A 21,305-nucleotide genomic window follows, 5' to 3' on the forward strand; every position below is an offset into this window, starting at 1 on the left:
ACGCGCGGGCGAGCAAGGTCGAGGGTTCGCGGTGGTGGCCGGTGAGGTGCGCGCGTTGGCGCAGCGCAGCGCCGAAGCCGCCAAGGAGATCAAGGGCCTGATCACCGACAGCGTGCACCGCGTGGAACAAGGCACGGCCCTGGCCGACAAGGCCGGCGGCACCATGAACGAAGTCGTGTCCAGCATCCAGCGGGTCAGCAGCATCATGGCGGAGATCAGCGCGGCCAGCAGTGAACAGACGGCGGGCGTGACCCAGGTGGGCGATGCCGTGACGAACATGGACCAGACCACCCAGCAAAACGCTGCCTTGGTGGAGGAAATGGCGGCCGCTGCCACCAATCTGCGCATGCAGGCGCAGGAACTGGTGCGGGCGGTCAGCGTGTTCAAACTGATGGACCCGCCGGGCGGCAAGGAAACCGCCCCTGCCCTGGGCGGCGCCACCTCGCCGGGCGTGCCTGATCAGCAGCGGCCCCTGCTGACCGAACGTTGAATCTGTGAGCCTGTCGATACGCTCAGAACAGAGGGGGCGCCAGCGGCCTCTGCCGCGCCGCCCGCAGGGCTCGAGAACCCGCAAATAGAAGCCGGGCCCACCAGGGTGCCGGGTTCCCAGGAGCTTGCCTTGCGTTCGACCTCAGAAGCGCGGCAGATCGGGGTGCTTGAGCTGGCCGCCGCGCACCAGCATCTTGCCGTACTCGGCGCAGCGGTTCAGCGTCGGAATCACCTTGCCAGGGTTGAGCAAGCCCGCCGGGTCGAAGGCTTGCTTGACGCCCAGCATTTGCGCGTGCTCCTCGGCGGTGAATTGCACGCACATGCTGTTGAGCTTTTCCACCCCGACGCCGTGTTCACCGGTCACGGTGCCGCCCATGGCCACGCTGGTTTCCAGAATGTCCGCGCCGAATTGTTCGCAGCGGTGCAGTTGGTCCGGGTCGTTGGCATCGAAGAGGATGAGCGGGTGCAGGTTGCCGTCGCCCGCGTGGAAGACGTTGAGGCAGCGCAGCCCGTATTTGCCTTCCATTTCCTGGATGGCTTGCAGGATGTCGGCCAGTCGCGCTCTAGGGATGGTCGAGTCCATGCACATGTAGTCCGGGGCCAACCGGCCGCTGGCGGGAAAGGCGTTCTTGCGCCCGCTCCAGTAGCGCAGGCGCTCGGCCTCGTCGCGGCTGACCGCGATGGCCGTGGCACCAGCGTTGCGCAGCACCTCGCTCATGCGGCCGATTTCTTCTTCCACTTCCTCCGGTGTGCCGTCGCTTTCGCAGAGCAGGATGGCGGCGGCGGAAAGGTCATAACCGGCGTGAACGAAGTCCTCGACCGCGGCCGTCATGGGCTGGTCCATCATCTCCAGGCCGGCCGGGATGATGCCCGCCGCGATCACCGCAGCCACGGCGTCACCCGCACGCTTCACGTCGTCGAAGCTGGCCATGATGCAGCGCGCCAGTTGGGGCTTGGGCGTCAGGCGCACCGTGGCCTCCACGACCACGGCCAGCATGCCTTCGCTGCCGACCAGCACGGCCAGCAGGTCGTAACCGGGGGCGTCCAGGGCCTCCCCGCCAAACTCCACTGCCTCGCCCTCGACCGTGTAACCCCGGACCTTGAGCACGTTGTGCACCGTCAAACCGTACTTCAGGCAGTGCACGCCGCCCGAGTTTTCGGCCACGTTGCCGCCGATGGTGCAGGCGATTTGGCTGCTCGGGTCGGGGGCGTAGTACAGGCCATGGGGCGCGGCGGCTTCGCTGATGGCGAGGTTGCGCACGCCGGCCTGCACGACGGCGGTGCGGCTGGCCGGGTCAACTCTCAGGATGCGGTTGAACTTGGCCAAGGACAGTGTCACCCCCATGGCGTGCGGCATGGACCCGCCCGACAGACCTGTGCCTGCACCGCGCGCCACCACGGGCACATTCAACGCATGGCAGGTGCGTAGCACTGCCGCGACTTGCTCTTCGGTTTCAGGAAGAGCCACGGCGAGGGGCCGTTGACGGTAGGCCGTGAGGCCGTCGCATTCGTAGGGCGTGGTGTCCTCTTCCTGCCAGAGGAGGGCATGGGCGGGCAGCACGGCTTGGAGTGCCTGCACGACTTGCGCTTGACGTGTGTGACGCTCGGCGGTGCTGAAGGGGGGCTCTGCGGGGGCATTCATGGCGCAGGCATCATAAATAATCGCCATGGCGTGGTCGAGCCAGGACCTGTTCACACCTGAGAAATGAGTGTGAACGGGCCCTGGGCGTCGACATGACGATTGAAGCTAGACCCCGATCACGTTCACCATCACGGTCTCGGCGTCGCCAGCCAGTCCGTCACGCCGCGAGCCGCCGCGCGTCCGCTGGCGATGCTGGCCGTCAGCAGGTAGCCGCCCGTCGGCGCCTCCCAGTCCAGCATCTCGCCCGCGCAGAACACGCCAGGCAGGGTGTTCAGCATCAGCGTGTCGGTCAGCGTCTCGAAGCGCACGCCGCCCGCCGTGGAGATGGCCTCGGCGACCGGGCGCGGCGACGCGAGTGTCAGTGGCAGGCGCTTCAGCGCGGCGGCCAGCGTGGGCGGGTGTTGCATCTGCTCGCGCGTCAGCAGCTCATGCAGCAGGCCCAGCTTGAGCGGGCTGAGGTGCAGGCGGCTTTTCAGGTGCGAGGACAGCGAGCGGCTACCGCGCGGGTGTCGCACCTCGGCGAGCACGCGCTCGGGCGTCAGCTGGGGCAGCAGGTCGAGGTGCAGCGTGGCCGCGCCGTCGTGCTCGATCTGATCGCGCAGCAGGGCACTGGCGGCATAGACCAGCGAGCCTTCGATGCCGTGGGCGGTGATCACGAACTCGCCGCTGCGTGCCGCAAAGCCCTCGGTCGTCAGCGCGACGGGTTTGACGGGCTGGCCCGCGAACTCGGATGCGAAGCGCTCGCTCCAGCCCGCCGATTGCGGGTGCGCGGCGGTCGCCGCCACGTTGAAGCCGCAGTTGGCGGGGCGCAGCGGCGCGATGTCCACGCCGCGCGCTTGCAGCAACGCCGTCCATGCGCCATCCGACCCAAGCTGGGGCCAAGACGCGCCCCCCAGCGCCAGCAGCGTGGCGCGCGGGCGAACCAAGCGTTCGCCGTCGGGCGTGGCGAAGCGCAGCGCGCCGACGTCTTGATCACCCTCTCCATGGGCCCAGCCCATCCAGCGGTGCCGCATCGCGAACGTGACGCCCGACGTGCGCAGTCGGTGTAGCCAAGCGCGCAGCAGCGGCGCGGCTTTCAGGTCGCTGGGAAAGACGCGGCCCGAGGTGCCGACGAAAGTCTCCACACCCAGACCGGCGGCCCAAGCGCGCAGCGCACCAGCGTCGAAGTCTCGCAGCAGCGGCTCAATTTGCGCGGCGCGTGCGCCATAGCGACTGACGAAGGGCGCGAACGGCTCGGAATGCGTCAGGTTCAGCCCGCCCTTGCCCGCCAGCAAGAACTTGCGACCCACGCTGGGCTTGGCGTCGAACACGGTGACGCTGTGGCCCGCGGCGCAAAGCACCTCGGCGGCCATCAGCCCGGCAGGGCCACCGCCGATGATGGCGACGTCGGAATCACGGGAATCAGGGGAACTCATGGTTCGCATTGTCTCGTGGCCCGACGTACAGGCGGGGTCAGGCCGCCGCGCCGTGGCGGGATAATCACCCTCTTATCCTCGCCTGTCATCCGAAGAAAGCCTCGTCCATGTCCGATCGTCTTGCGGTGTTGCCGCAGTACCTTTATCCGAAAAAAGCCATCAATGTGTTTTCCGGCTGGGTGGCCGGTTCGGCCATGGGGGCGGTGACGACGGCCATCATCCGTCGCTTCATCCGCCGCTACAACGTGAACATGAGCGAGGCGGCCGAGCCCAACCCGGCGGCCTATGCCACCTTCAACGACTTCTTCACGCGCGCGCTGAAGGACGGTGCTCGCCCGCTGGCTGATGCCGACTGGATTTGCCCGGTGGACGGCGCCATCAGCCAATTCGGCGCCATCGAACGCGACCAGATCTTCCAGGCCAAAGGCCACCAGTACAGCACCACCGCTTTGCTGGGCGGTGACGCCGCGCTGGCCGCCCAGTTTGAGAACGGCAACTTCGCCACCCTCTACCTGAGCCCGCGCGACTACCACCGCATCCACATGCCTTGCGCGGGCACGCTGCGGCGCATGGTTTACGTGCCTGGGGAGTTGTTCTCCGTGAACCCGACCACCGCGCGCGGCGTGCCGGGCTTGTTCGCGCGCAATGAGCGTGTGGTCTGCATCTTCGACACCGCTTCGGGGCCCCTGGCCCTGGTGCTGGTGGGAGCGACCATCGTGGGCAGCATGGTCACCGTCTGGCACGGCCAGGTCAACCCGCCGCGCCGACCCACGGTGATGGAGTGGCTGTACGAGGGGGCGGGCGAAGGCGCTGGTGGGAGCCGCACGGTCACTCTGGCCCAGGGCGCGGAGATGGGACGCTTCCTGCTGGGCAGCACCGTGGTGCTGCTCTGGCCCGGCAAACCGGGGGCGTCTGGCCTGCAATTCAACCCGGATTGGGCGCCCGGGCGCGCCATCCGGCTTGGTGAGAGAATGGCCGACTCGAAAGCCTGACACCGGTTTCTGGGAAGTCAGGCATCCACAGGAGACCTCCATGCCCGCACTGTTGCCCAACGTCGATCCCGACGGCTTGCTCGAATTCTCGGTGGTTTACACCGACCGCGCCCTGAACCACATGTCCCAGCGCTTCCAGGGCGTAATGAAGGACATTTCCACCATCCTCAAGGACGTGTACAAGGCCAAGTCCGCCGCGCTCGTGCCCGGCAGCGGCACGTTCGGCATGGAGGCTGTGGCGCGCCAGTTCGCCACGGGCAAGAAGACCCTGGTGATCCGCAATGGTTGGTTCAGCTACCGCTGGACCCAGATCTTCGAGATGGGCAACATTCCTGCCAGCTCCACCGTGCTCAAGGCCCGTCGCATCGGCACGGGCCCGCAAGCGCCCTGGATACCCTGTCCGGTGGACGAAGTGGTGGCGACGATCAAGGCGGAAAAGCCCGCCGTGGTGTTCGCGCCCCACGTCGAAACTGCGGCCGGCATGATCCTGCCCGACGACTATCTGAAGAAGGTGACGGACGCCGTGCACGAAGTGGGCGGTCTCTTCGTGCTCGATTGCATTGCTTCCGGCTGCCTCTGGGTGGACATGCAGGCCACGGGCGTGGACGTGCTGGTCAGCGCGCCGCAGAAGGGCTGGAGCGGCTCGCCCGCTTGCGCCATGGTGATGCTGAGCGAGCGCGCCCGCCAGGCCATCGATGGCACCACCAGCACCAGTTTCGCGGCCGACCTCAAGAAGTGGCTGCAAATCATGGAGGCCTACGAAAACGGCGGCCACATGTACCACACCACCATGCCCACCGACGCGCTCGCGCGGCTGGACCAGGTGATGCGCGAGACGCGCGACTACGGGTTCGAGAAGGTGCGGCAGGAACAGCTGGCCCTGGGCGCCAAGGTGCGCGCCCTGCTGGAGCGCCGCGGTTTTGTCAGTGTCGCCGCCGACGGCTTCAAGGCGGCGGGCGTGGTGGTCAGCTACACCACCGACACCGAAATCCAGAACAGCAAAAAGTTCCTGGCCCTGGGCCTGCAGACCGCCGCGGGCGTGCCCCTGCAGTGCGACGAGCCCAAGGATTTCAGCACCTTCCGCATCGGCCTCTTCGGTCTGGACAAGCTCCACAACCCGGACCGCAGCGTGGCGCAATTGGCGGCGGCGCTGGACAAGCTGGGGTATACCGAGAAGGTGGCGAAGGCGGCCTGACCAGCAGCCTGTTCATGCTCCTCGCGCCCTGTGACCGGAAGGTCGCAGGGCGTTTCTGTTTTGAGTTCGGAATGGAGGGTTTATGCAATTTATCTGAAGTTACTGAATTTAGGTAACTTCGGATAAACTGCCTTGCATGGACCCTCGGACCAATCCCTATGCGCCTGGCGCGGGCTCACCTCCGCCTGAATTGGCCGGGCGCGACCGGGTGATCGAAACCGCGTCCATTGCCCTGGATCGGATGCGCCTTGGACTGGTGGCGCGCAGTGTGATGCTGGTTGGCTTGCGGGGGGTGGGCAAGACGGTGCTGCTGAATCGTCTGTACCGAGAGGCCGAACAAAAAGGGTTTGCCACCGTGCTGCTGGAGGCGCCGGAAAAACGGTCCTTGCCGGCCTTGCTGGTGCCGGCCATGCGGGCGGCCTTGCTCAAGTTGGACCGTCTGGCCGCCAGCGGCGATCTCGCCAAGCGTGCCCTGCGTGCGCTCGGCGGCTTTGTGCAGGCCATGAAGCTGAAGTACGACGACATCGAGTTCGGCGTCGATCTGGGGCTGGAGCCGGGCGTGGCGGACACGGGTGATCTGGATGCCGACTTGATCTCTCTCTTTCAGGCCGTGGGCGAGGCGGCCCAGGAACGCAAGACCGTCACAGTGCTGTTCATTGACGAGCTGCAGTATGTGCCGGAAGAACAACTGGCAGCCTTGATCACCGCCTTGCACCGCTGCGCGCAGATGCAACTGCCCGTCACCATGGTGGGTGCGGGTTTGCCGCAGCTGGTGGGGCAGATGGGGCGTGCCAAGTCCTATGCCGAGCGTCTGTTCGAGTTTGTGCAGGTCGGTCCTTTGATGGAGGCCGATGCCCGGCAAGCCATCACGGCACCTGCCCTGCGTTTCGGCGTGCGCTATGAAGAGGCGGCGCTGCGGGAGATCGTTCTCCAGACCCAAGGCTATCCCTATTTCCTGCAGGAGTGGGGCAAACACAGCTGGACCTGCGCCGAGCGCTCACCCATCAGCGAGCACGACGTGCACGCCGCCACGCAACAGGCGCTCGCGGAACTGGATACCAGTTTTTTTCGCGTCCGCCTGGATCGCCTTACGCCTTCGGAAAAGCGGTACCTGCGCGCCATGGCGGAACTCGGGCCTGGCCCTCATCGTTCGGGTGACATTGCGCACATTCTTGGGCGTGAAGTGCGCACGGTAGCGCCCACGCGAGCCAAGCTGATCGACAAAGGCATGATTTACAGCCCAGCGCATGGGGATACTGGGTTCACCGTGCCACTGTTCGACGCGTACATGCGTCGAGTGATGCCTGGACTCCCCTGAGCCAGTACAGGCTTGCAGCTTCGTCAGCGTGGCAGTGAGCGCCACCGCCGACACCGACATCCAGAACAGCAAGAAGGTCCTGGGCCTGCAGACCGCTGCGGGCGTGCCCTTGCAGGGTGACGTGCCCAAGGACTTCAGCACCTTCCGCGTCGGCCACTTCGGCCTGGACAAGCTGGGGTACACCGAGAGGGTGGCGAAAGCGGCATAAACACCTTCCCTCTTCAAACACCCAAGACTCTGCTCTCACGAGCTGGGGCTTTGATTTGGGTGTGACCCATGGCTTGATGCCAATCCAGGTCTGCGGCTGGACCTTGGCGGGTTGAGGGTAAGCCCCTCGGTATCGGACAGTGAAGTGTTGGTCCAAGGATGTTCGCCAATAGGGTCTTGAGACGCCCTCCGACAGACCTCAGCCGACCCGATAGGTCAGGTGCATCAGTCCTTCATCCATCAAACGCTGATCCAGCAGTTTCAGCGCTTGGCGATGTGCCAGCTTCTCAAATGGACCTTGGGCTGGACCGAGCAGCAAGGGGTAAACGATGCAGTGCAACTCGTCCACCAAGCCGATGTCGAGCATGCTGCCGATCAGACTCGCGCCGCCCATGAGGTAAATCGATTTACCAGGCTGCGTTTTCAGCTCTCGAACAGCATCCGCGTGTCGCAACAGGCGTGTCTGTGGCCAACTGACCGTCTGCAGGGTGGTGGACAGCACGTAATGCGGTGTCCGTTGCGTGAACTCACTCCAGCGCAGCTCGTCAGGGTGTGGGAGCCGACCGGTCATCGGTAGGGGCTGTGCGGGCTCCTGCCGGATAGCCGTCCAGTATTGTTCGTATCCTGGGTACATGTGTCCACCTAGCAGGCAGGCGTCAATGCGTTCCATGAGTCCGTAGTCTTCGGACCATGCATCCACCCAGTCAGCATAGCCATCCGGGCCTTGGCTGCGGCCGTCCAGCGACAGTCGCATGGCGGCGATCAGCTTGCGCATAACTGCTCCTCGTACTCGGCGCGCAGTTTTTTCCACGTGCTCCAAAGCGAAGGCACGCTGTCGTCTTCCAGGCGTGCAACCAGCAATGCAAGATGCGCATGCCAGCCAGCGCAGACATTGAGGATCAGCCTTTCGCCGATCAGTTGCCGGTGGGTCAGTGTCAGTAGTACGTCGTTGCCAAGGGCTTCGAGCTCCATGCTGACATCGCCCACGCCAGGCCAGATATAGCGCATGCGTCGGGGTGGTTCTACCTCGATGAACTGGCAGGTCGCGCGAGATTCGGCGGAGAAGCCTTCTGGGCGTTCGTCGGCCGACATCGACAATTCGTCGTTGCGCCATACCAGTTCGAAGGACGCGCCCGCCTGAAGCGGCATCGTGCCGCTCGCCAGCCATTGACGGCGCAGGTCGCTATCAGTCAGGTAAGCCCAAACGCGTTCGATCGGGCCTGGCAGCCGGCGTTGGATGTGCAAAGACTTGTCCGGTGTCAAGGTTCCGAGTCTGTTGTTGAACTGTGTGTCGGTCATCGCTTGCTCCGTTTCTTTGTTGAGGGTGACTTTGAGGGCGGGGAACCCGCTTCGACCTGAGATGCCTCGACGCTCTTCGTCGGGGCATCGGCCGCGCGGTCGCGTTGCAGCAAGGCTTCGAGTCGGTCCAAGCGCGTGTGCCAGAACCGTTCGTAGTAGGAAATCCACTCCTCGGCGGAGGCCAGGGGGCCGGCATTCAGGTGACAAAGGTGCGTGCGGCCTTCAACTTCACGCCTGATCAAACCCGCGCTCTCGAGCGCCTTGATGTGCTTGGAGGCTGCTGCCAGCGACATGTGAAATGGCTCGGCCAGTTGGCCGACCGTGCGTTCGCCCTCGGCCAGGAGTCGCAACATGCGGCGACGCGTGAGATCGCCCAGTGCATGGAACACGGCGCTGAGTTGGGTTTCCTGAAGTTCAACCATGTTGTTGAATATAGGGGTGATCTCGTCGATTGTCAACCATATGGTTGAATATCTGTTGGGGGTACTTTTGGGGCCCCGCACCGTGTTTTTGCGCCACGCCCTGACCGAGCGAAGGCGTCTGGGACGCTCGCCGTCCTGGGCAATAACGCGCTCCTCCCATCGAACAGAAAAGCCCCGAGTCGCAAGACATCGGGGCTTTGCTTTTTGGGATGGCGCGGGCTTACTTGAAGATCACCGTCTTGTGCCCATTCAAGATCACGCGATGCTCGCTATGCCACTTCACCGCGCGCGCCAGCACCTGGCTCTCGGTGTCGCGGCCGATGGCCGTGAAGTCTTCCACGGTCTTGCTGTGGTCCACGCGGGCCACGTCCTGCTCGATGATGGGGCCTTCGTCCAGGTCGGCCGTGACGTAGTGGGCGGTGGCGCCGATCAGCTTCACACCGCGGTCATGGGCCTGGTAGTAGGGCTTCGCACCCTTGAAGCTGGGCAGGAAGCTGTGGTGGATGTTGATGGCCTTGCCCGAGAGCTTGCGGCACAGGTCATCGCTCAGCACCTGCATGTAGCGCGCGAGCACCACGAGGTCGGCGTTCTCGGCCTGCACGATTTCGTACTGCTTGGCTTCGGCTTCGGGCTTGGTCGCCGCCGTGACGGGAATGTGGTGGAAGGGGATGTTGTAGCTGGCCGCGAGTTGGTAGAAGTCGCGGTGGTTGGAGACGATGGCGCGGATGTCGATGGGCAACAGGCCGATCTTCCAGCGAAACAGCAGGTCGTTGAGGCAGTGGCCTTCCTTGCTGACGAAGATGATGGTGCGCACCTTGGTCTCGGCTGGGTTCAGCTGCCATTGCATCTGGAAGGGCTCGGCGAACGTCTTCAACTGTGCTTGCAGGTCGGCGTGGCTGACCTGGCCGCAGGAGAAGCGCACCCGCATGAAGAACAAGCCCGTGACCGGGTCGTTGTACTGGGCGGCTTCTTCGATGTTGCCGCCACGCTCCAGCAGGAAACCGGACACGGCGTGGACCAGGCCCAGACGGTCCGGGCACGAAAAGGTGAGGATATAGGCGGCGCTCATGGTGTCTCGGGTCTCTGGGTCGGCTCTGGGTCGGAATGGGCGAGGTGTGAATTGTCGCAAAACTCACCGTCTAGCCTGGCTAGCATGTCCTTCCCCAAGCAACACCGCCGCCCCACCAGGGCAGGCGGGCGGCGGTGTTGGTTGGAGCGCTTGCGCGGCCCGGGCCCGCGTCGGCGCGTGGATTCAGTGCACGTGCAGGGGCAGGGTGGCCAATTCGGCGTACTGCGCCAGGGTGTTCTCCACCTCGTCCTGCGTGGGGCGGTTGCGCTGCCATTCGCTCAAGCGCTGTTGGAAGAGTTCAGCCCAGGCGCCGTCAAGGAACAGTTCCTTGCCCGAACGTTTGTCCACGATTTCAAACCCATGGCGCATCAGCGTGGGGCGGTCCGCCATGTATTCGTCGTCGGGGTCGCTGACCGTGACGTGCCCCTTGTCATCCTGGTGAATGGGGCTGGCCAGCAGGTGAGTGACGATGAAAGACTCCGAGTCGTACAAGGTATGCATGGTGTCAGTCTATAGGCAGTTGGCGAAAGCTGGGTAATGGCACGGTGACAGCCGCAAGTTTCATGCTGGATTAGGCAGTTGGGGGTCTCCTGGAAGGTTTCAAGATGCATCAAAGGCTAGTCAAATCCGTGACGGATTGGCTCCAGCGCAAATCCACATCGCTGCTGCGGCCTTCGCGCAGGCGAATGCGCGCTGGCATCCAGTTCAAGGCGGGCGCCAGCCAAAGCTCCGCGCCCAGGTTGTCCGAGTCTTCCGGCAGGCGCAGCAGCTTGCGCGTGCGCAGGCGTCCACCCGGCAACTCCAAGGTCTCCTCGCCTTGGATCACCAAACGCCAGCGTTCCACGCTCTTGCCATTGCCCAACACGGGCAGGGGCATTTGTGTGCCATTGGGTGGCAGGAAGGGGGCGGCGGCGTCCATCGCAAACAGGCAAGCGAGCTGGATGTAAAGACTCACCAAGTCTTGGGTGCCCGGGTCCAGCAGCGCCGTGCCACCGCGTGCCAGGCGTGCCTCGGCATGCGGCCAATCGAATTCCGTGTCGCGTTGGTGCTGTGAACGATCGGTGTAGCGTAAGGGTTGCAAGCCCATGGGCGTGATCGTTCCCGTGCTGACGCGCTCGCGCGTGCCCAGGAAGCCCGCGTCAAGTCGAAGTCTCGCCTCGTAGCCGCTGGGCCCATGTCGCCATGACAGATCGCCATCGGCGAACAGCGGTATGAAGGCGAACGTGCCGCGAACCTCGTACCGCAATTGCCGCGAGGCGGGAACCGCATTCGGCGCGATGCGTGGCGGAGAGTTCGCGGCCCTCGCCAAGGGCCCCGAAGCGAGGCCGGGCAGCAGGACCAGGCCAGCACGCATCAGCCATGCACGGCGGTGCAAAAGCTCGAAATCGCTCATGGTGTAATCACAGCTTGCGGCTGGGCCACTTGGACTGCGGCACAGGCGCCGATGAAAACGATTGCATCCCGATGAAACTTGCCACCTACAAAGACGGTTCACGCGATGGTCAGTTGCTGGTCGTCTCGCGTGACCTCGGTCAGGCCCATTATGCGACCGGCATCGCGCAACGCATGCAGCAGGTACTGGATGACTGGAACTTTCTCGCCCCCCAGTTGGAAGACCTCTACGCCACCCTCAATCAGGGCAAGGCGCGGCATGCCTTTCCTTTTGACGCAGCGCAATGCATGGCCCCCTTGCCACGTGCCTTCCAGTTTGCAAGTGGCCTCGGTGGCGCCAACCACTTGGACTTGGTGTACCCGGAGCTGACCGCTTTGGACGCCCCGCTGCTGCATCAGGGCTACGGGCATTTGCAAGGTGCTTGTGACAAAGCGCTGTTCGCAGACGACGGAGCCGCGCAGCTGTCCGGCCAGGACCCGGGCATCGATTTCGAGGCGGGGCTGGCCGTCATCACCGGCGACGTGCCTGCCGGGGCTCCGCCCGAGCAGGCCTTGGACGGCGTCCGGCTCCTCATGCTGTCGAACGGTTGGACGCTGCGTCAGCGCATGGCCGAGGAACTCAAGCGCGGCTTGGGCTTTGTGCAAAGCAAGCCGGCCGTGGCGTTCAGCCCTGTGGCCGTCACGCCCGATGAACTGGGCGAGGCCTGGGTTGGTGGGCGTGTGCACCTGACCTTGCAGACCAGCTTGAACGGCCGCACCGTGGGCTTGTGCGACGCGGGTGACGCCATGGAGGTGCCGTTTGGCCAACTCATCGCGGGCCTGGGCGCGACCCGACGCGTGCGTGTCGGCAGCATCGTCGCCAGCGGCGCGCTCAGCAACCGCGCGCTGGAGACCGAAGGGCGCCAGGATTGGCCCAAGGGCTATGCCAGCATCGCTGAGAAGCGCGCCATGGAAGCGCGTCTGGACGGCCAACCGGCCACCGCCTACATGAAGTTCGGCGACACGCTGCGCATCGAGATGAAGGGCCGGGACGGGCTGTCGGTCTTCGGTGCCATTGAGCAGCAGGTCGCGCCCAGAGCCGCCTGACCCGCCCGGTATCATCGCGCCCCATGCAAGCCCTGCGCCGCGCCCGCTTCCTCGCCCGCCTCGTGCTGGCGGGGTTCGCGCTCGCGCTCGGCGTGGCGATTGCATCGCCCATCGTGCAGCCCAAGACGATGGAGTTGGTGTGCGCTGCCGATGGCGTGATGAAGCTGGTCGCGCAGGGCGATGACGAGGGCGCGGCCACCCGCCATGCCCACGCGCTGGACTGCCCCTTGTGCGTGCAGGTGCTCACGCCGCCCTCCGTGCCGGTGAGTGTCCTGCCGCACGATTCGCCTCTGGCCCTGGCGCTGCACCCCTTGGTCGCCGCGCACATCGCGGGCCGCACGGCCGCGCCCCTGCCGCCGCGCGGCCCACCTTCCTTTTCCTGATCCTGCTCCCGCAGTGCGCGGTCGGCGCTGATGCGCCGGTGCATGCCCCTGCGTTGACTGCGGCGCGCGCTCGCGCTGGCAGTCACTTCTCTCATCTCCTGTGCTGGGTCTCAGCGCAGGTGCTCGATCCAGGAAAAGCCCATGAAGTCCTTCAAGTCCAAGCATCTTTCGTCGTTCAAGAAGCGCCAGCTGACGCCCGTGCTGTCCGCTGTTCTGCTCGTTTCGGGGGGCGCCGTGCACGCCCAGTCCGCCGCGCAAGGCGAGGCGGCCCGCGATTTGCCGCCCGTGCGCGTGGTCGCGCAAGAAATCAAACCTCCCTTTGAGTCCTCGCTGACGGGCGAGGCCTTGGACGCGCGGCGTTTTGGGCGCAATGACACGGCCTCGGTGCTGGAAGGCACGCCAGGCTTGAGTTTTTATTTCGGGGGTGGAGTCTCCAGCCTGCCCGTCATCAACGGCCTGGGGGACGACCGGCTCAAGATCACGGTGGACGGCATGAGCATCACCTCCGCTTGCCCCAACCACATGAACCCGGCCCTGTCTTACCTGGACCCGGCGGCGCTGGGGTCGATCAACGTCTACGCGGGCATCGTTCCGGTCAGCCAGGGCGGCGACAGCATCGGTGGCGCCATCGCCGTCACGTCTCGGCCCCCGGTGTTTGCCGAGCCAGGGCAGGGTCTGTTGACCACAGGCAGTTTCTCCGCCTTCGCGCGCAGCAACGGCGATGCCCAGGGCGCGAGCCTGCGGACCGCCGTGGCCACCGAGAACTTCAGCCTGGGCTACACGGGCAACACGGCCGAGTCTGACAACTACGAGGATGGCAAGGGCAAGGAAGTCGGCGCCAGCCGCTACAAGGTGCGCAACAACGCGGTGGACCTGGCCGCGCGTTCGGGCACGGACCTCTACACCCTGAGCGTGGGTTGGCAGGACATTCCGGTCCAAGGCTTTCCGAACCAAGCCATGGACATGACCGGCAACCAGAGCCTGTCGATCAACGCGGCCTACAAAGGCCAGTTCGACTGGGGCGCGCTGGAGACCCGCGCTTACCGCCAGCACGTGGAACACAAAATGGACATCCTGCGCGAGAAGGGCGGTGAGATGCCCATGGACACGGACGCGGTGGATCTCGGCTACTCGATCGTGGCCACCCTGCCCTGGAGCGAGGGCAACACGGTCCGGCTTGGCCACGAGTTCCATCGCTACACGCTGGACGACTGGTGGCCGCCCCTGAACGACAGTTTCATGGGCCCGCATGATTTCTGGAACATCCGCGACGGCCAGCGCGACCGCCTGGCCGTCTTCGCCGAACTGGACAGCAAGCTCAGCGAGAAGCTCTCCACCCTGGTGGGCCTGCGTCTGGAACAGGTGCGCATGGACACGGGCGATGTGCAGGGTTACCACACCGCGGCTGACGGCAGCTACAACGGCGGAACCGAGAACTATGCGGACTCCACTTACAAGACGGACGCCGACGCCTTCAACGCCAAGAACCACAAGCGCAAGGACCTGAACTGGGACCTGACGGCGGCGGCGCGTTACGTGCAGAGCGAGGCCGCCACCTACGACGTCGGTGTGTCCCGCAAGACCCGGTCGCCCAACCTGCACGAGCGCTACACCTGGTCGAACGAGGCCATGATGGCGGGCCTGATGAACAACTGGTTCGGCGACTTGAATTCCTATGTCGGCGACCTGGACCTCAAGCCCGAGGTGGCCTACAGCGTCAAAGCCGGTGCCGATTGGCACGACGCCGGTCGCCGTGACTGGCAGTTGACGCTGGCGCCCTTCTACACCTACGTGAAGGACTACATCAACGTCGAGGCCAACACCGACGCCAACCCCTACAACATGAGCATGCTGACGGGGCGGCAATCATTGCGCTTCATCAACGAGGATGCCGTGCTCTACGGCCTGGACCTCTCGGCCTCGAAGTACGTGGGCCGTGCGGGCGGCGACTGGACCACGCGCGCCACGCTCAGCTACGTGCGCGGCAAGACCACGGACGGCGATAACCTCTACAACATCATGCCGCTCAACGGCCGCCTCGCCCTGGACCACGCCCTGGGCGCCTGGACCCAGACGTTGGAAGCCGTGCTGGTGGACGCCAAGGACCGCGTCAGCGAGGTCCGCGCCGAGCAGGAGACGGATGGCTACGGCCTGCTCAACTACCGCGCCCGCTACAAAGTATCGAAAACCGTGCGTGTGGACGCGGGCGTCGACAATCTGCTGAACAAGCAGTACGACCAGCCCCTGGGCGGTCTGGAATATGCCAGCGCCGACATGATGGCCGGCGTCGCACCCGTGGCCGTGCGCGGCATGGGGCGGTCGGTCAACGTCGGCGTGACCGTCGATTTTTAAACCGGGCGGCCGCGCTGCCGTGGGGCTGGGCATTGCGACCTCGCACCGGCTGCGCACCGCGTCCTAATATCACTTGTCCGCCGGGCCACCGGCATTCACCTCTAGAGGAGTTTCACCATGAACATCAAACAACTGATTGCGCTGGTCGCCATCGCTGCCTCGGGCGTGCTGCACGCCCAGACCGTTGACGTCAAGGACGCGTGGGCGCGCGCCACCGTGCAGGGCCAGAAGGCCAGCGGCGCCTTCATGAAGCTCACCGCCAAGGAAGGCACGCGCCTGGTCGGCGCCGTGTCGCCGGTCGCGGGCGTGGTCGAAGTGCATGAAATGAAGATGGAAGGTGACGTCATGAAGATGCGCGCCATCGCTGGCCTGGACCTGCCCGCAGGTCAGACCGTGGAACTCAAGCCGGGCGGCTACCACGTGATGCTCATGGACTTGAAGTCCGCTTTGCGCGCGGACCAGACCATCCCCGTGACCTTGCTGTTCAAGAACGCGCAAGGCAAGGAAAGCCGCCAGGAGCTGCAGGTGCCGGTGCGCGCCATGACCCCGGGTGGCGCCATGCAGGGCGGACACCAAGGGCACGGCGGCAAGCACTGAGTCCTGTGACCGGCCCGCGACAAGCGGGGCGGGTTTGGGGTTTCTTTGCCACGGCCTCGGCCCGGGGCCAGCGGTTCGCGGTAAGCTGCGTGCACAAAAACGTCGCAGCGCCACCATGAACCCGAAGTCCAACCCCCAAGGCCTGGGCGCCGATTTCGGCGCCTACGTGCCCGGCTTTGACTTTCTCCAGAAACTGGCCCACGGGGACCCGCAGGCCCTCTACGCCAGTTGGATCGCTCCCACGCTGGACCCGAAGGTGTTGGACCAGCGCATCGCTGAACTCAAGGCCGTGCTGTTCTGGTTGGAACAAAACACCGCCGCCCTCAAGGCCACCTTGCAGGCCCTGGAGTTGCAGAAGATGACCTTGGCCGCCCTGCGCAGCATGGGCAGTCCGATCCCTGGCGCGCCGCCAGCCGCTGAGGAGCGCTCGGCGGCATCGGGCGCCTCCACGCCTGGGGCCTCCTCGACGCCGGGGCCAAGCGGAGATCCGGCGCAGCCCGTGGCAGCACCGCCCTTCATGGCCGACGCCATGCAGTATTGGGGCGCCCTGACCCAGCAATTTCAGACCATCGCCACCCAGGCCATGCAAGAGGTCGCTACGCGCAGCGCTGCCTCTGCTGCAGCGAGTTCGGGGGCGAGCGCTGGTGTGGGTGCGGGTGCAGCGCCTCAGCCGTCGGCCCCGCCCGCACCAGCCGCCAAGGGCGCGGCAGCGTCGGCCTCCCCGGCTGCCGGTCCGGCCACGCGCGCGGCGCCCCCCGCTGCACAGCCACGCCGTGGCGTGAAACCCAAGCCGGATTTGCCAGAGGCGGACGCGTGAGCCCGAGGCCTCACGCCAGACGAGATTTTTTCTGACCCTTCCATGAACCGTTATCTCATCGCCCACGCCACCCATCCGCAGTGGCGCATGGCCGCCACGTTGGTGCTGGCGCAACTGCGCGCCCAGCTCGCAAGCCGCGCGGCCGAGGGCACGGGCTCAGCGCCCACCTTGGCCTTGCTCTACATCACCGACCATTACGCGAACGAGGCCGAAGCCATCCTCGCCCACCTGGGCGCCGAATTGCCCGAGGTGACGGACTGGTCTGGCACGGTGGGCGTGGGGGTCGCGGTCACGGGGGTGGAGTACTTCGACGAGCCCGCCATGGCCGTGATGCTGTGCGACATCCCGGCCGATCAGTACCGTGTCTTCTCGGGTGTGACGCCGCTCGCGCCAGGCTTTGCCGCGCAGACGGCCTTGGTCCACGCCGATGGTCACGCGCCCGAGTTGGGCGAGCTGATCGAGGAAATGGCTGCGCGCACCAGTTCGGCCTACCTCTTCGGCGGCTTGACCGCCAGTCGCCAGCAGAGCGTGCAGTTCGCGCAGAGCGGTGACGGTTACCTGCGTGGGCAGGGCCGCAGCAGCGGCGTGTTCCACGGCGGTTTGTCTGGGGTGGCGTTCGGACCCGGGGTCGCCTTGCTGTCGCGGGTCACCCAGGGCTGCGCCCCCGTCAGCCCCGCCGGGGGCGAACACGTGATCACCGAGGCCGAGCGCCATGTGGTCTACCAACTCGACGGGCGGCCGGCGTTGGAGGTGCTGCTCCAAGAGCTGGGCGTGTCGCTGGACCAGCCGCAGCAGGCCCTGGAGGCCGTGCGGGCCACGCTGGCGGGGCTGGTCGAGCCCCAGGCGCGCGATGCGCTGCGCAAGCGCCACGCGGCAGACGACCATGCGAATGCACGCGTCACTCCAGACAGCCGCGTGATCGGGCGCGGCGGCTTGTTCGGCCCGGATGTGCGCGTGCGTCACATCGTGGGGCTCGATCCACAGCGCGGGGGCGTGGCCTTGGCCGAGCGCGTGACCGAGGGCATGCGACTCGCTTTCTGCCAGCGCAATGTGCAAGCCGCGCGCACGGACCTGATCCGCATCTGCACCGAAATCCGCGCCGAGCTGGAACCGGACGATCTGTTGTTCGACAGCGCGCTGCTGTCGACGCCCAGCGCGGGATCGAACACCACCTCCGAACCGACCGCGCCCACCTTGGCTGCGCGCCCCGCCGTTCCCGCCCGTGAGATCGCGGGCGCGATCTACGTGAGTTGTTCAGGCCGCGGCGGTCCGCATTTTGGCGGCCCCAGCGCCGAACTGCAGCTGGTGCGCCATGCCCTGGGCGACGTCCCCTTGATCGGCTTTTTTGCCGGCGGCGAGATCGCGCACCGGCAATTGCATGGCTATACCGGGGTGCTGACCGTTTTCCTTGCGCCCGAAGGAGGCCAGGCATGAGCGCACCGACGCATCCCGATCCGCAGCGTGAATCCCCGCCCGACGATGCCTCGGTGAGCGGCCAGTTCGCCCTGCTGAGCCAGCGCCGCTACGCGCCATTTTTCTGGACCCAGTTCGCGGGCGCGGCCAACGACAACCTGTACAAGTTCGCCTTCACGGTGCTGGTGACCTACCAGCTTCAAGTGAGTTGGCTGCCACCGGTGCAGGCGGGGCTGGTGATCGGCGCGCTCTTCATCCTGCCGTTCCTGCTGTTTTCGGCGACCAGTGGGCAGCTCTGCGACAAGCATGAGAAGAGCGCCATGATTCGCTTCGTCAAGAACCTGGAAGTGCTGATCATGCTGGCGGCCGCCTGGGGCTTTCTCGCGCCCAATGTGCCCGTGCTGCTGCTGTGCATCTTCCTGATGGGCTTGCATTCCACGCTGTTTGGCCCGGTCAAGCACGCCTACCTGCCAGCTGCGCTGCATCCGCGTGAACTCACGGGCGGCAACGGCATGGTGCACATGGGCACCTTTGTGGCCATCTTGCTCGGCAACGTGGCCGGCGGCCTGCTGATGACGCTGCCCGCGTCCAGCCCGGTGTCGGGTGCGCAGGCTGCCGCGCTGGCGTGCCTGGTGGTCGCGGTGCTGGGGCGTCTGGCCGCGGCCCGCGTGCCCCAACTGCCTGCCACCGACCCGGATCTGCGCATCAACTGGAACCCTTTCAGCGAAACCTGGCGCAACCTGCAACTGGCGCGGCGCGATCCCGTGGTCTTTCACTCCCTGCTGGGCATCAGTTGGATGTGGTTCTTCGGGGCGGTCTTCCTGTCGCTCTTTCCGGCCTTTGCCAAGGACGTGCTGCGCGGCAACGAACAGGTGGCGTCCTTGCTGCTGGTCCTGTTTTCGATCGGCGTGGGTGTCGGTGCCTTGTTGTGCGAGGTGTTGGAGCAGCGTGCGGGCCCGGTGCGCCGTTTCCTGGCCCCGCTGGGCGCCATCGGCATGAGCGTGTTCGCGATCGATTTGTACTTCGCCTCGCGCGCACTGCCTGCGGTGGACCTCATGAACCTGGCGGCCTTCGCGGCCCAGCCGGCGCATTGGCGCGTGATGGCCGACCTGTTGCTGCTCAGCCTCTTCGTCGGTCTCTACAGCGTGCCCATGTATGTCTTGATCCAACGACGCAGCCCGCCCACGCACCGTGCCAGGGTGATCGCGGCCAACAACATCCTGAACGCCCTCTACATGGTGGTCAGTGCCTTGCTGGCCGGGGCCTTGCTTGGCGCGGGTGCCACCATCCCCGAGGTCTTTCTGTGCATCGGGTTGGCCAATGCGGCGGTCACGCTGTCCGTGTTTGTGTTCGTGCCGGACTATTGGCGCGAGCGGCGCGAGGCCTGAGCGAAGCTGTGGGCAAGGTGCATGACCTGAGCCTTGCATCCGATTGATTTCAGAACAACCCCCAGCTGTCGTCGGTCCCTGTTTTCGCCAGGGGGGCCGACTCCGCGCGAGCCGCGTTGATCCGGGGCAGCAGGCGCGCGACGTTGCTGGTTCGATTCTGAGAGGGCTGCGGCGTGCGAGGTGCGGCGGTCCGTGCACCGACCGTTTTGGGTTTTGAAACCGCTTCGCGTTCATCGAGTTTGAAGACTGCGACCGACGCCACCAATTCACGGGCCTGAGTCTCCAGGCTGCCAGCGGCCGCGGCCATTTCCTCCACCAGCGCCGCGTTCTGCTGGGTGGTCTGGTCCATTTGGGTCACGGCCTCACCCACCTGCGAGACGCCTGAGCTCTGTTCGAGGCTGGCGGCACTGATCTCGCCCATGATGTCGGTCACCCGGCGGATGCTGCTCACCACCTCGTGCATGGTGCTACCCGCCTGGTCTGCCAGCGCGTTGCCTTCTTCCACGCGGGTCACGCTGTCGGTGATCAGGGTCTTGATTTCCTTGGCCGCGTCGGCGCTGCGGCTGGCAAGGTTGCGCACTTCACCGGCGACCACCGCGAAGCCACGGCCCTGTTCCCCAGCGCGCGCGGCTTCCACTGCCGCGTTCAAGGCCAGGATGTTGGTTTGGAAGGCGATGCCGTCGATGACGTTGATGATGTCGGCGATCTTCTTGCTACTGTCACTGATGCCCTTCATGGTGTCGACCACCTGCGAGACCACGGCACCGCCTTGAACAGCCACGGTGCTGGCGCTCTGGGCCAGTTGGTTGGCCTGACGGGCGTTGTCGGCGTTTTGCTTGACGGTGGAGGACAGCTCTTCCATGCTGGCCGCCGTTTGTTGCAATGCGCTGGCTTGACGCTCGGTGCGTGTGCTCAAGTCGTGGTTGCCGCGCGCGATCTCGGCGCAGGCCCCGGAGACCACGTCCGAGCCCTGGCGCACCCCCGACACGATGCCTAACAGTGCGCCTTGCATCTCGCCCAGCGCCGACAGCAGCGGAGAAAACTCATCTTTGTGGTCGTCGAGAACTGGGCGTGTCAGATCTCCGTCCCGGACACGTTCGGCGACGCTCTGCGACAGACTCAGGCGGCGGCGCAGTTGCGCCGTCAACCAGAGGGCGAAGACCAGCAGGGCCACGATGATCGCTCCCGTGGTCACCGCCAATGCCAGCGAGATGGTGTCGACACCGTTCACGATGACATGGATGTCATGCTTCAGCGCATCTTCCTGGTAGAGAACGCCTTCGTCCAAGGACTCAAGCAGCTGATTGCGCGCGGGAATGGTCACGTCCACCAAATACGCGAAGGCTTGTTCCTTTTGACCTGCCTGAATCAAGGCCACGTTTTTTTCGGCGATCTCCCAAAAATTTTTCATCCGCGGTGGTATCCGCGCGAACTGTGCCTTGCCCTTGGGGGTGTAAAGCGCCTTGGCGTAGCTCTCCATCGTTTGGGCGATGAACTGACGCTTGGCGGCGATGTCCGCGAGCGCCGCGTCCCGTTCCTGCGGATTGCGGGCCAGCATGGCGTGCCGCAATTGCAAGGAGGCCCGGGTGATGGCCAGCTCCAGATTCGCCATCGCGGACAACTGGGGTACGCGCACCTGTTCGGTTTTAGCCGCCAGCGCCCCAACCTCGTGCAGGCGCAGGTAGGTGTAGCCCGCCAGCGCCGCCAGCGCGATCGACACGACGAGACTCAGGGCGTACAGGCGGTGGGTGATGCCCAGGCCCTTGAAGGCTTTAGAGGGTGCTTTCATGATCGGTTCCTTGCGGTTCCTCTGGCGAGGGGCTCTTTCA

The 21,305-nt window shown here is 65.4% G+C and carries 19 protein-coding genes and 2 pseudogenes; 12 read left to right on the plus strand and 9 right to left on the minus strand.

Annotated features, from left to right (window positions below):
• On the plus strand, window positions 1-490 hold a 490-nt coding region (locus tag ACLBKS_RS10460; RefSeq protein ID WP_410192756.1), incomplete at its 5' end, for a methyl-accepting chemotaxis protein.
• Between the two features lie 141 nt (window positions 491-631).
• Here ACLBKS_RS10460 and ACLBKS_RS10465 read toward each other — a convergent pair.
• Both ACLBKS_RS10465 and ACLBKS_RS10470 read right to left on the minus strand, forming a co-directional pair.
• Entirely contained in the window at window positions 632-2,131 is a 1,500-nt protein-coding gene (locus ACLBKS_RS10465) for an FAD-linked oxidase C-terminal domain-containing protein (RefSeq protein WP_410192757.1), read from the minus strand.
• Between the two features lie 128 nt (window positions 2,132-2,259).
• Entirely contained in the window at window positions 2,260-3,546 is a 1,287-nt protein-coding gene (locus tag ACLBKS_RS10470) for a TIGR03862 family flavoprotein (protein WP_410192758.1), read from the minus strand.
• Between the two features lie 107 nt (window positions 3,547-3,653).
• On the opposite strand from ACLBKS_RS10470, the gene asd reads away from it, so the two are divergent.
• The 4 genes and pseudogenes from asd to ACLBKS_RS10490 form a co-directional block, all read left to right on the plus strand.
• Window positions 3,654-4,538 (plus strand): archaetidylserine decarboxylase, encoded by an 885-nt coding sequence (gene asd / locus ACLBKS_RS10475; protein ID WP_410192759.1) that lies wholly within the window; start codon window positions 3,654-3,656, stop codon window positions 4,536-4,538.
• Between the two features lie 40 nt (window positions 4,539-4,578).
• Window positions 4,579-5,733 (plus strand): aminotransferase class V-fold PLP-dependent enzyme, encoded by a 1,155-nt coding sequence (locus ACLBKS_RS10480; protein WP_410192760.1) that lies wholly within the window; start codon window positions 4,579-4,581, stop codon window positions 5,731-5,733.
• A 136-nt stretch (window positions 5,734-5,869) separates the two neighbouring features.
• Window positions 5,870-7,051 (plus strand): AAA family ATPase, encoded by a 1,182-nt coding sequence (locus tag ACLBKS_RS10485; protein WP_410192761.1) that lies wholly within the window; start codon window positions 5,870-5,872, stop codon window positions 7,049-7,051.
• A 28-nt stretch (window positions 7,052-7,079) separates the two neighbouring features.
• Window positions 7,080-7,259 (plus strand): annotated as a pseudogene (locus ACLBKS_RS10490) (alanine--glyoxylate aminotransferase family protein); the annotation flags it as partial.
• 198 nt (window positions 7,260-7,457) lie between these two features.
• Here ACLBKS_RS10490 and ACLBKS_RS10495 read toward each other — a convergent pair.
• From ACLBKS_RS10495 to ACLBKS_RS10520, 6 genes are all read right to left on the minus strand, one after another.
• On the minus strand, window positions 7,458-8,033 hold the full coding sequence (locus ACLBKS_RS10495) for a dihydrofolate reductase family protein (RefSeq protein ID WP_410192762.1): 576 nt from the start codon (window positions 8,031-8,033) through the stop codon (window positions 7,458-7,460).
• Window positions 8,021-8,557, minus strand: a complete 537-nt coding sequence (locus tag ACLBKS_RS10500) for an SRPBCC family protein (RefSeq protein ID WP_410192763.1) — start codon at window positions 8,555-8,557, stop codon at window positions 8,021-8,023. The genes ACLBKS_RS10495 and ACLBKS_RS10500 overlap by 13 nt, the downstream gene beginning before the upstream one ends.
• Window positions 8,554-8,979, minus strand: a complete 426-nt coding sequence (locus ACLBKS_RS10505; RefSeq protein ID WP_410192764.1) for an ArsR/SmtB family transcription factor — start codon at window positions 8,977-8,979, stop codon at window positions 8,554-8,556. Before ACLBKS_RS10505 ends, ACLBKS_RS10500 begins: the two co-directional genes overlap by 4 nt.
• 220 nt (window positions 8,980-9,199) lie before the next feature.
• Window positions 9,200-10,048, minus strand: coding sequence for a formyltetrahydrofolate deformylase (gene purU / locus ACLBKS_RS10510; RefSeq protein ID WP_410192765.1), 849 nt, complete (start codon window positions 10,046-10,048; stop codon window positions 9,200-9,202).
• 183 nt (window positions 10,049-10,231) lie between these two features.
• The gene (locus tag ACLBKS_RS10515; RefSeq protein ID WP_410192766.1) at window positions 10,232-10,549 is read right to left on the minus strand and encodes a DUF3567 domain-containing protein; all 318 of its coding nucleotides are present in this window, start codon (window positions 10,547-10,549) and stop codon (window positions 10,232-10,234) included.
• Between the two features lie 109 nt (window positions 10,550-10,658).
• Window positions 10,659-11,441 (minus strand): DUF3108 domain-containing protein, encoded by a 783-nt coding sequence (locus ACLBKS_RS10520; protein WP_410192767.1) that lies wholly within the window; start codon window positions 11,439-11,441, stop codon window positions 10,659-10,661.
• A gap of 71 nt (window positions 11,442-11,512) precedes the next feature.
• Here ACLBKS_RS10520 and ACLBKS_RS10525 point away from each other — a divergent pair, with 71 nt between their 5' ends.
• From ACLBKS_RS10525 to ACLBKS_RS10555, 7 genes and pseudogenes are all read left to right on the plus strand, one after another.
• On the plus strand, window positions 11,513-12,526 hold the full coding sequence (locus tag ACLBKS_RS10525; RefSeq protein WP_410192768.1) for a fumarylacetoacetate hydrolase family protein: 1,014 nt from the start codon (window positions 11,513-11,515) through the stop codon (window positions 12,524-12,526).
• Window positions 12,527-12,549: 23 nt separating this feature from the next.
• Entirely contained in the window at window positions 12,550-12,909 is a 360-nt protein-coding gene (locus ACLBKS_RS10530) for a DUF2946 family protein (protein WP_410192769.1), read from the plus strand.
• Window positions 12,910-13,050: 141 nt separating this feature from the next.
• Window positions 13,051-15,261, plus strand: coding sequence for a TonB-dependent receptor domain-containing protein (locus tag ACLBKS_RS10535; protein WP_410192770.1), 2,211 nt, complete (start codon window positions 13,051-13,053; stop codon window positions 15,259-15,261).
• Between the two features lie 117 nt (window positions 15,262-15,378).
• Window positions 15,379-15,858, plus strand: coding sequence for a copper chaperone PCu(A)C (locus ACLBKS_RS10540; RefSeq protein WP_410192771.1), 480 nt, complete (start codon window positions 15,379-15,381; stop codon window positions 15,856-15,858).
• Window positions 15,859-15,973: 115 nt separating this feature from the next.
• Window positions 15,974-16,675: a PhaM family polyhydroxyalkanoate granule multifunctional regulatory protein gene (locus tag ACLBKS_RS10545; protein ID WP_410192772.1), complete on the plus strand. Its 702-nt coding sequence runs from the start codon at window positions 15,974-15,976 to the stop codon at window positions 16,673-16,675.
• Window positions 16,676-16,717: 42 nt separating this feature from the next.
• The gene (locus ACLBKS_RS10550; RefSeq protein ID WP_410192773.1) at window positions 16,718-18,109 is read left to right on the plus strand and encodes an FIST N-terminal domain-containing protein; all 1,392 of its coding nucleotides are present in this window, start codon (window positions 16,718-16,720) and stop codon (window positions 18,107-18,109) included.
• Window positions 18,106-19,452: pseudogene (locus tag ACLBKS_RS10555) on the plus strand (MFS transporter); the annotation flags it as partial. The gene ACLBKS_RS10550 and the pseudogene ACLBKS_RS10555, both read left to right, overlap by 4 nt.
• 73 nt (window positions 19,453-19,525) lie before the next feature.
• Here the strand turns inward: ACLBKS_RS10555 and ACLBKS_RS10560 are convergent.
• Window positions 19,526-21,265, minus strand: coding sequence for a methyl-accepting chemotaxis protein (locus ACLBKS_RS10560; RefSeq protein WP_410192774.1), 1,740 nt, complete (start codon window positions 21,263-21,265; stop codon window positions 19,526-19,528).
• Window positions 21,266-21,305: the final 40 nt, after the last annotated feature.

Source organism: Hylemonella sp. W303a (assembly GCF_046452315.1).
Lineage (GTDB): Bacteria > Pseudomonadota > Gammaproteobacteria > Burkholderiales > Burkholderiaceae_C > Hylemonella.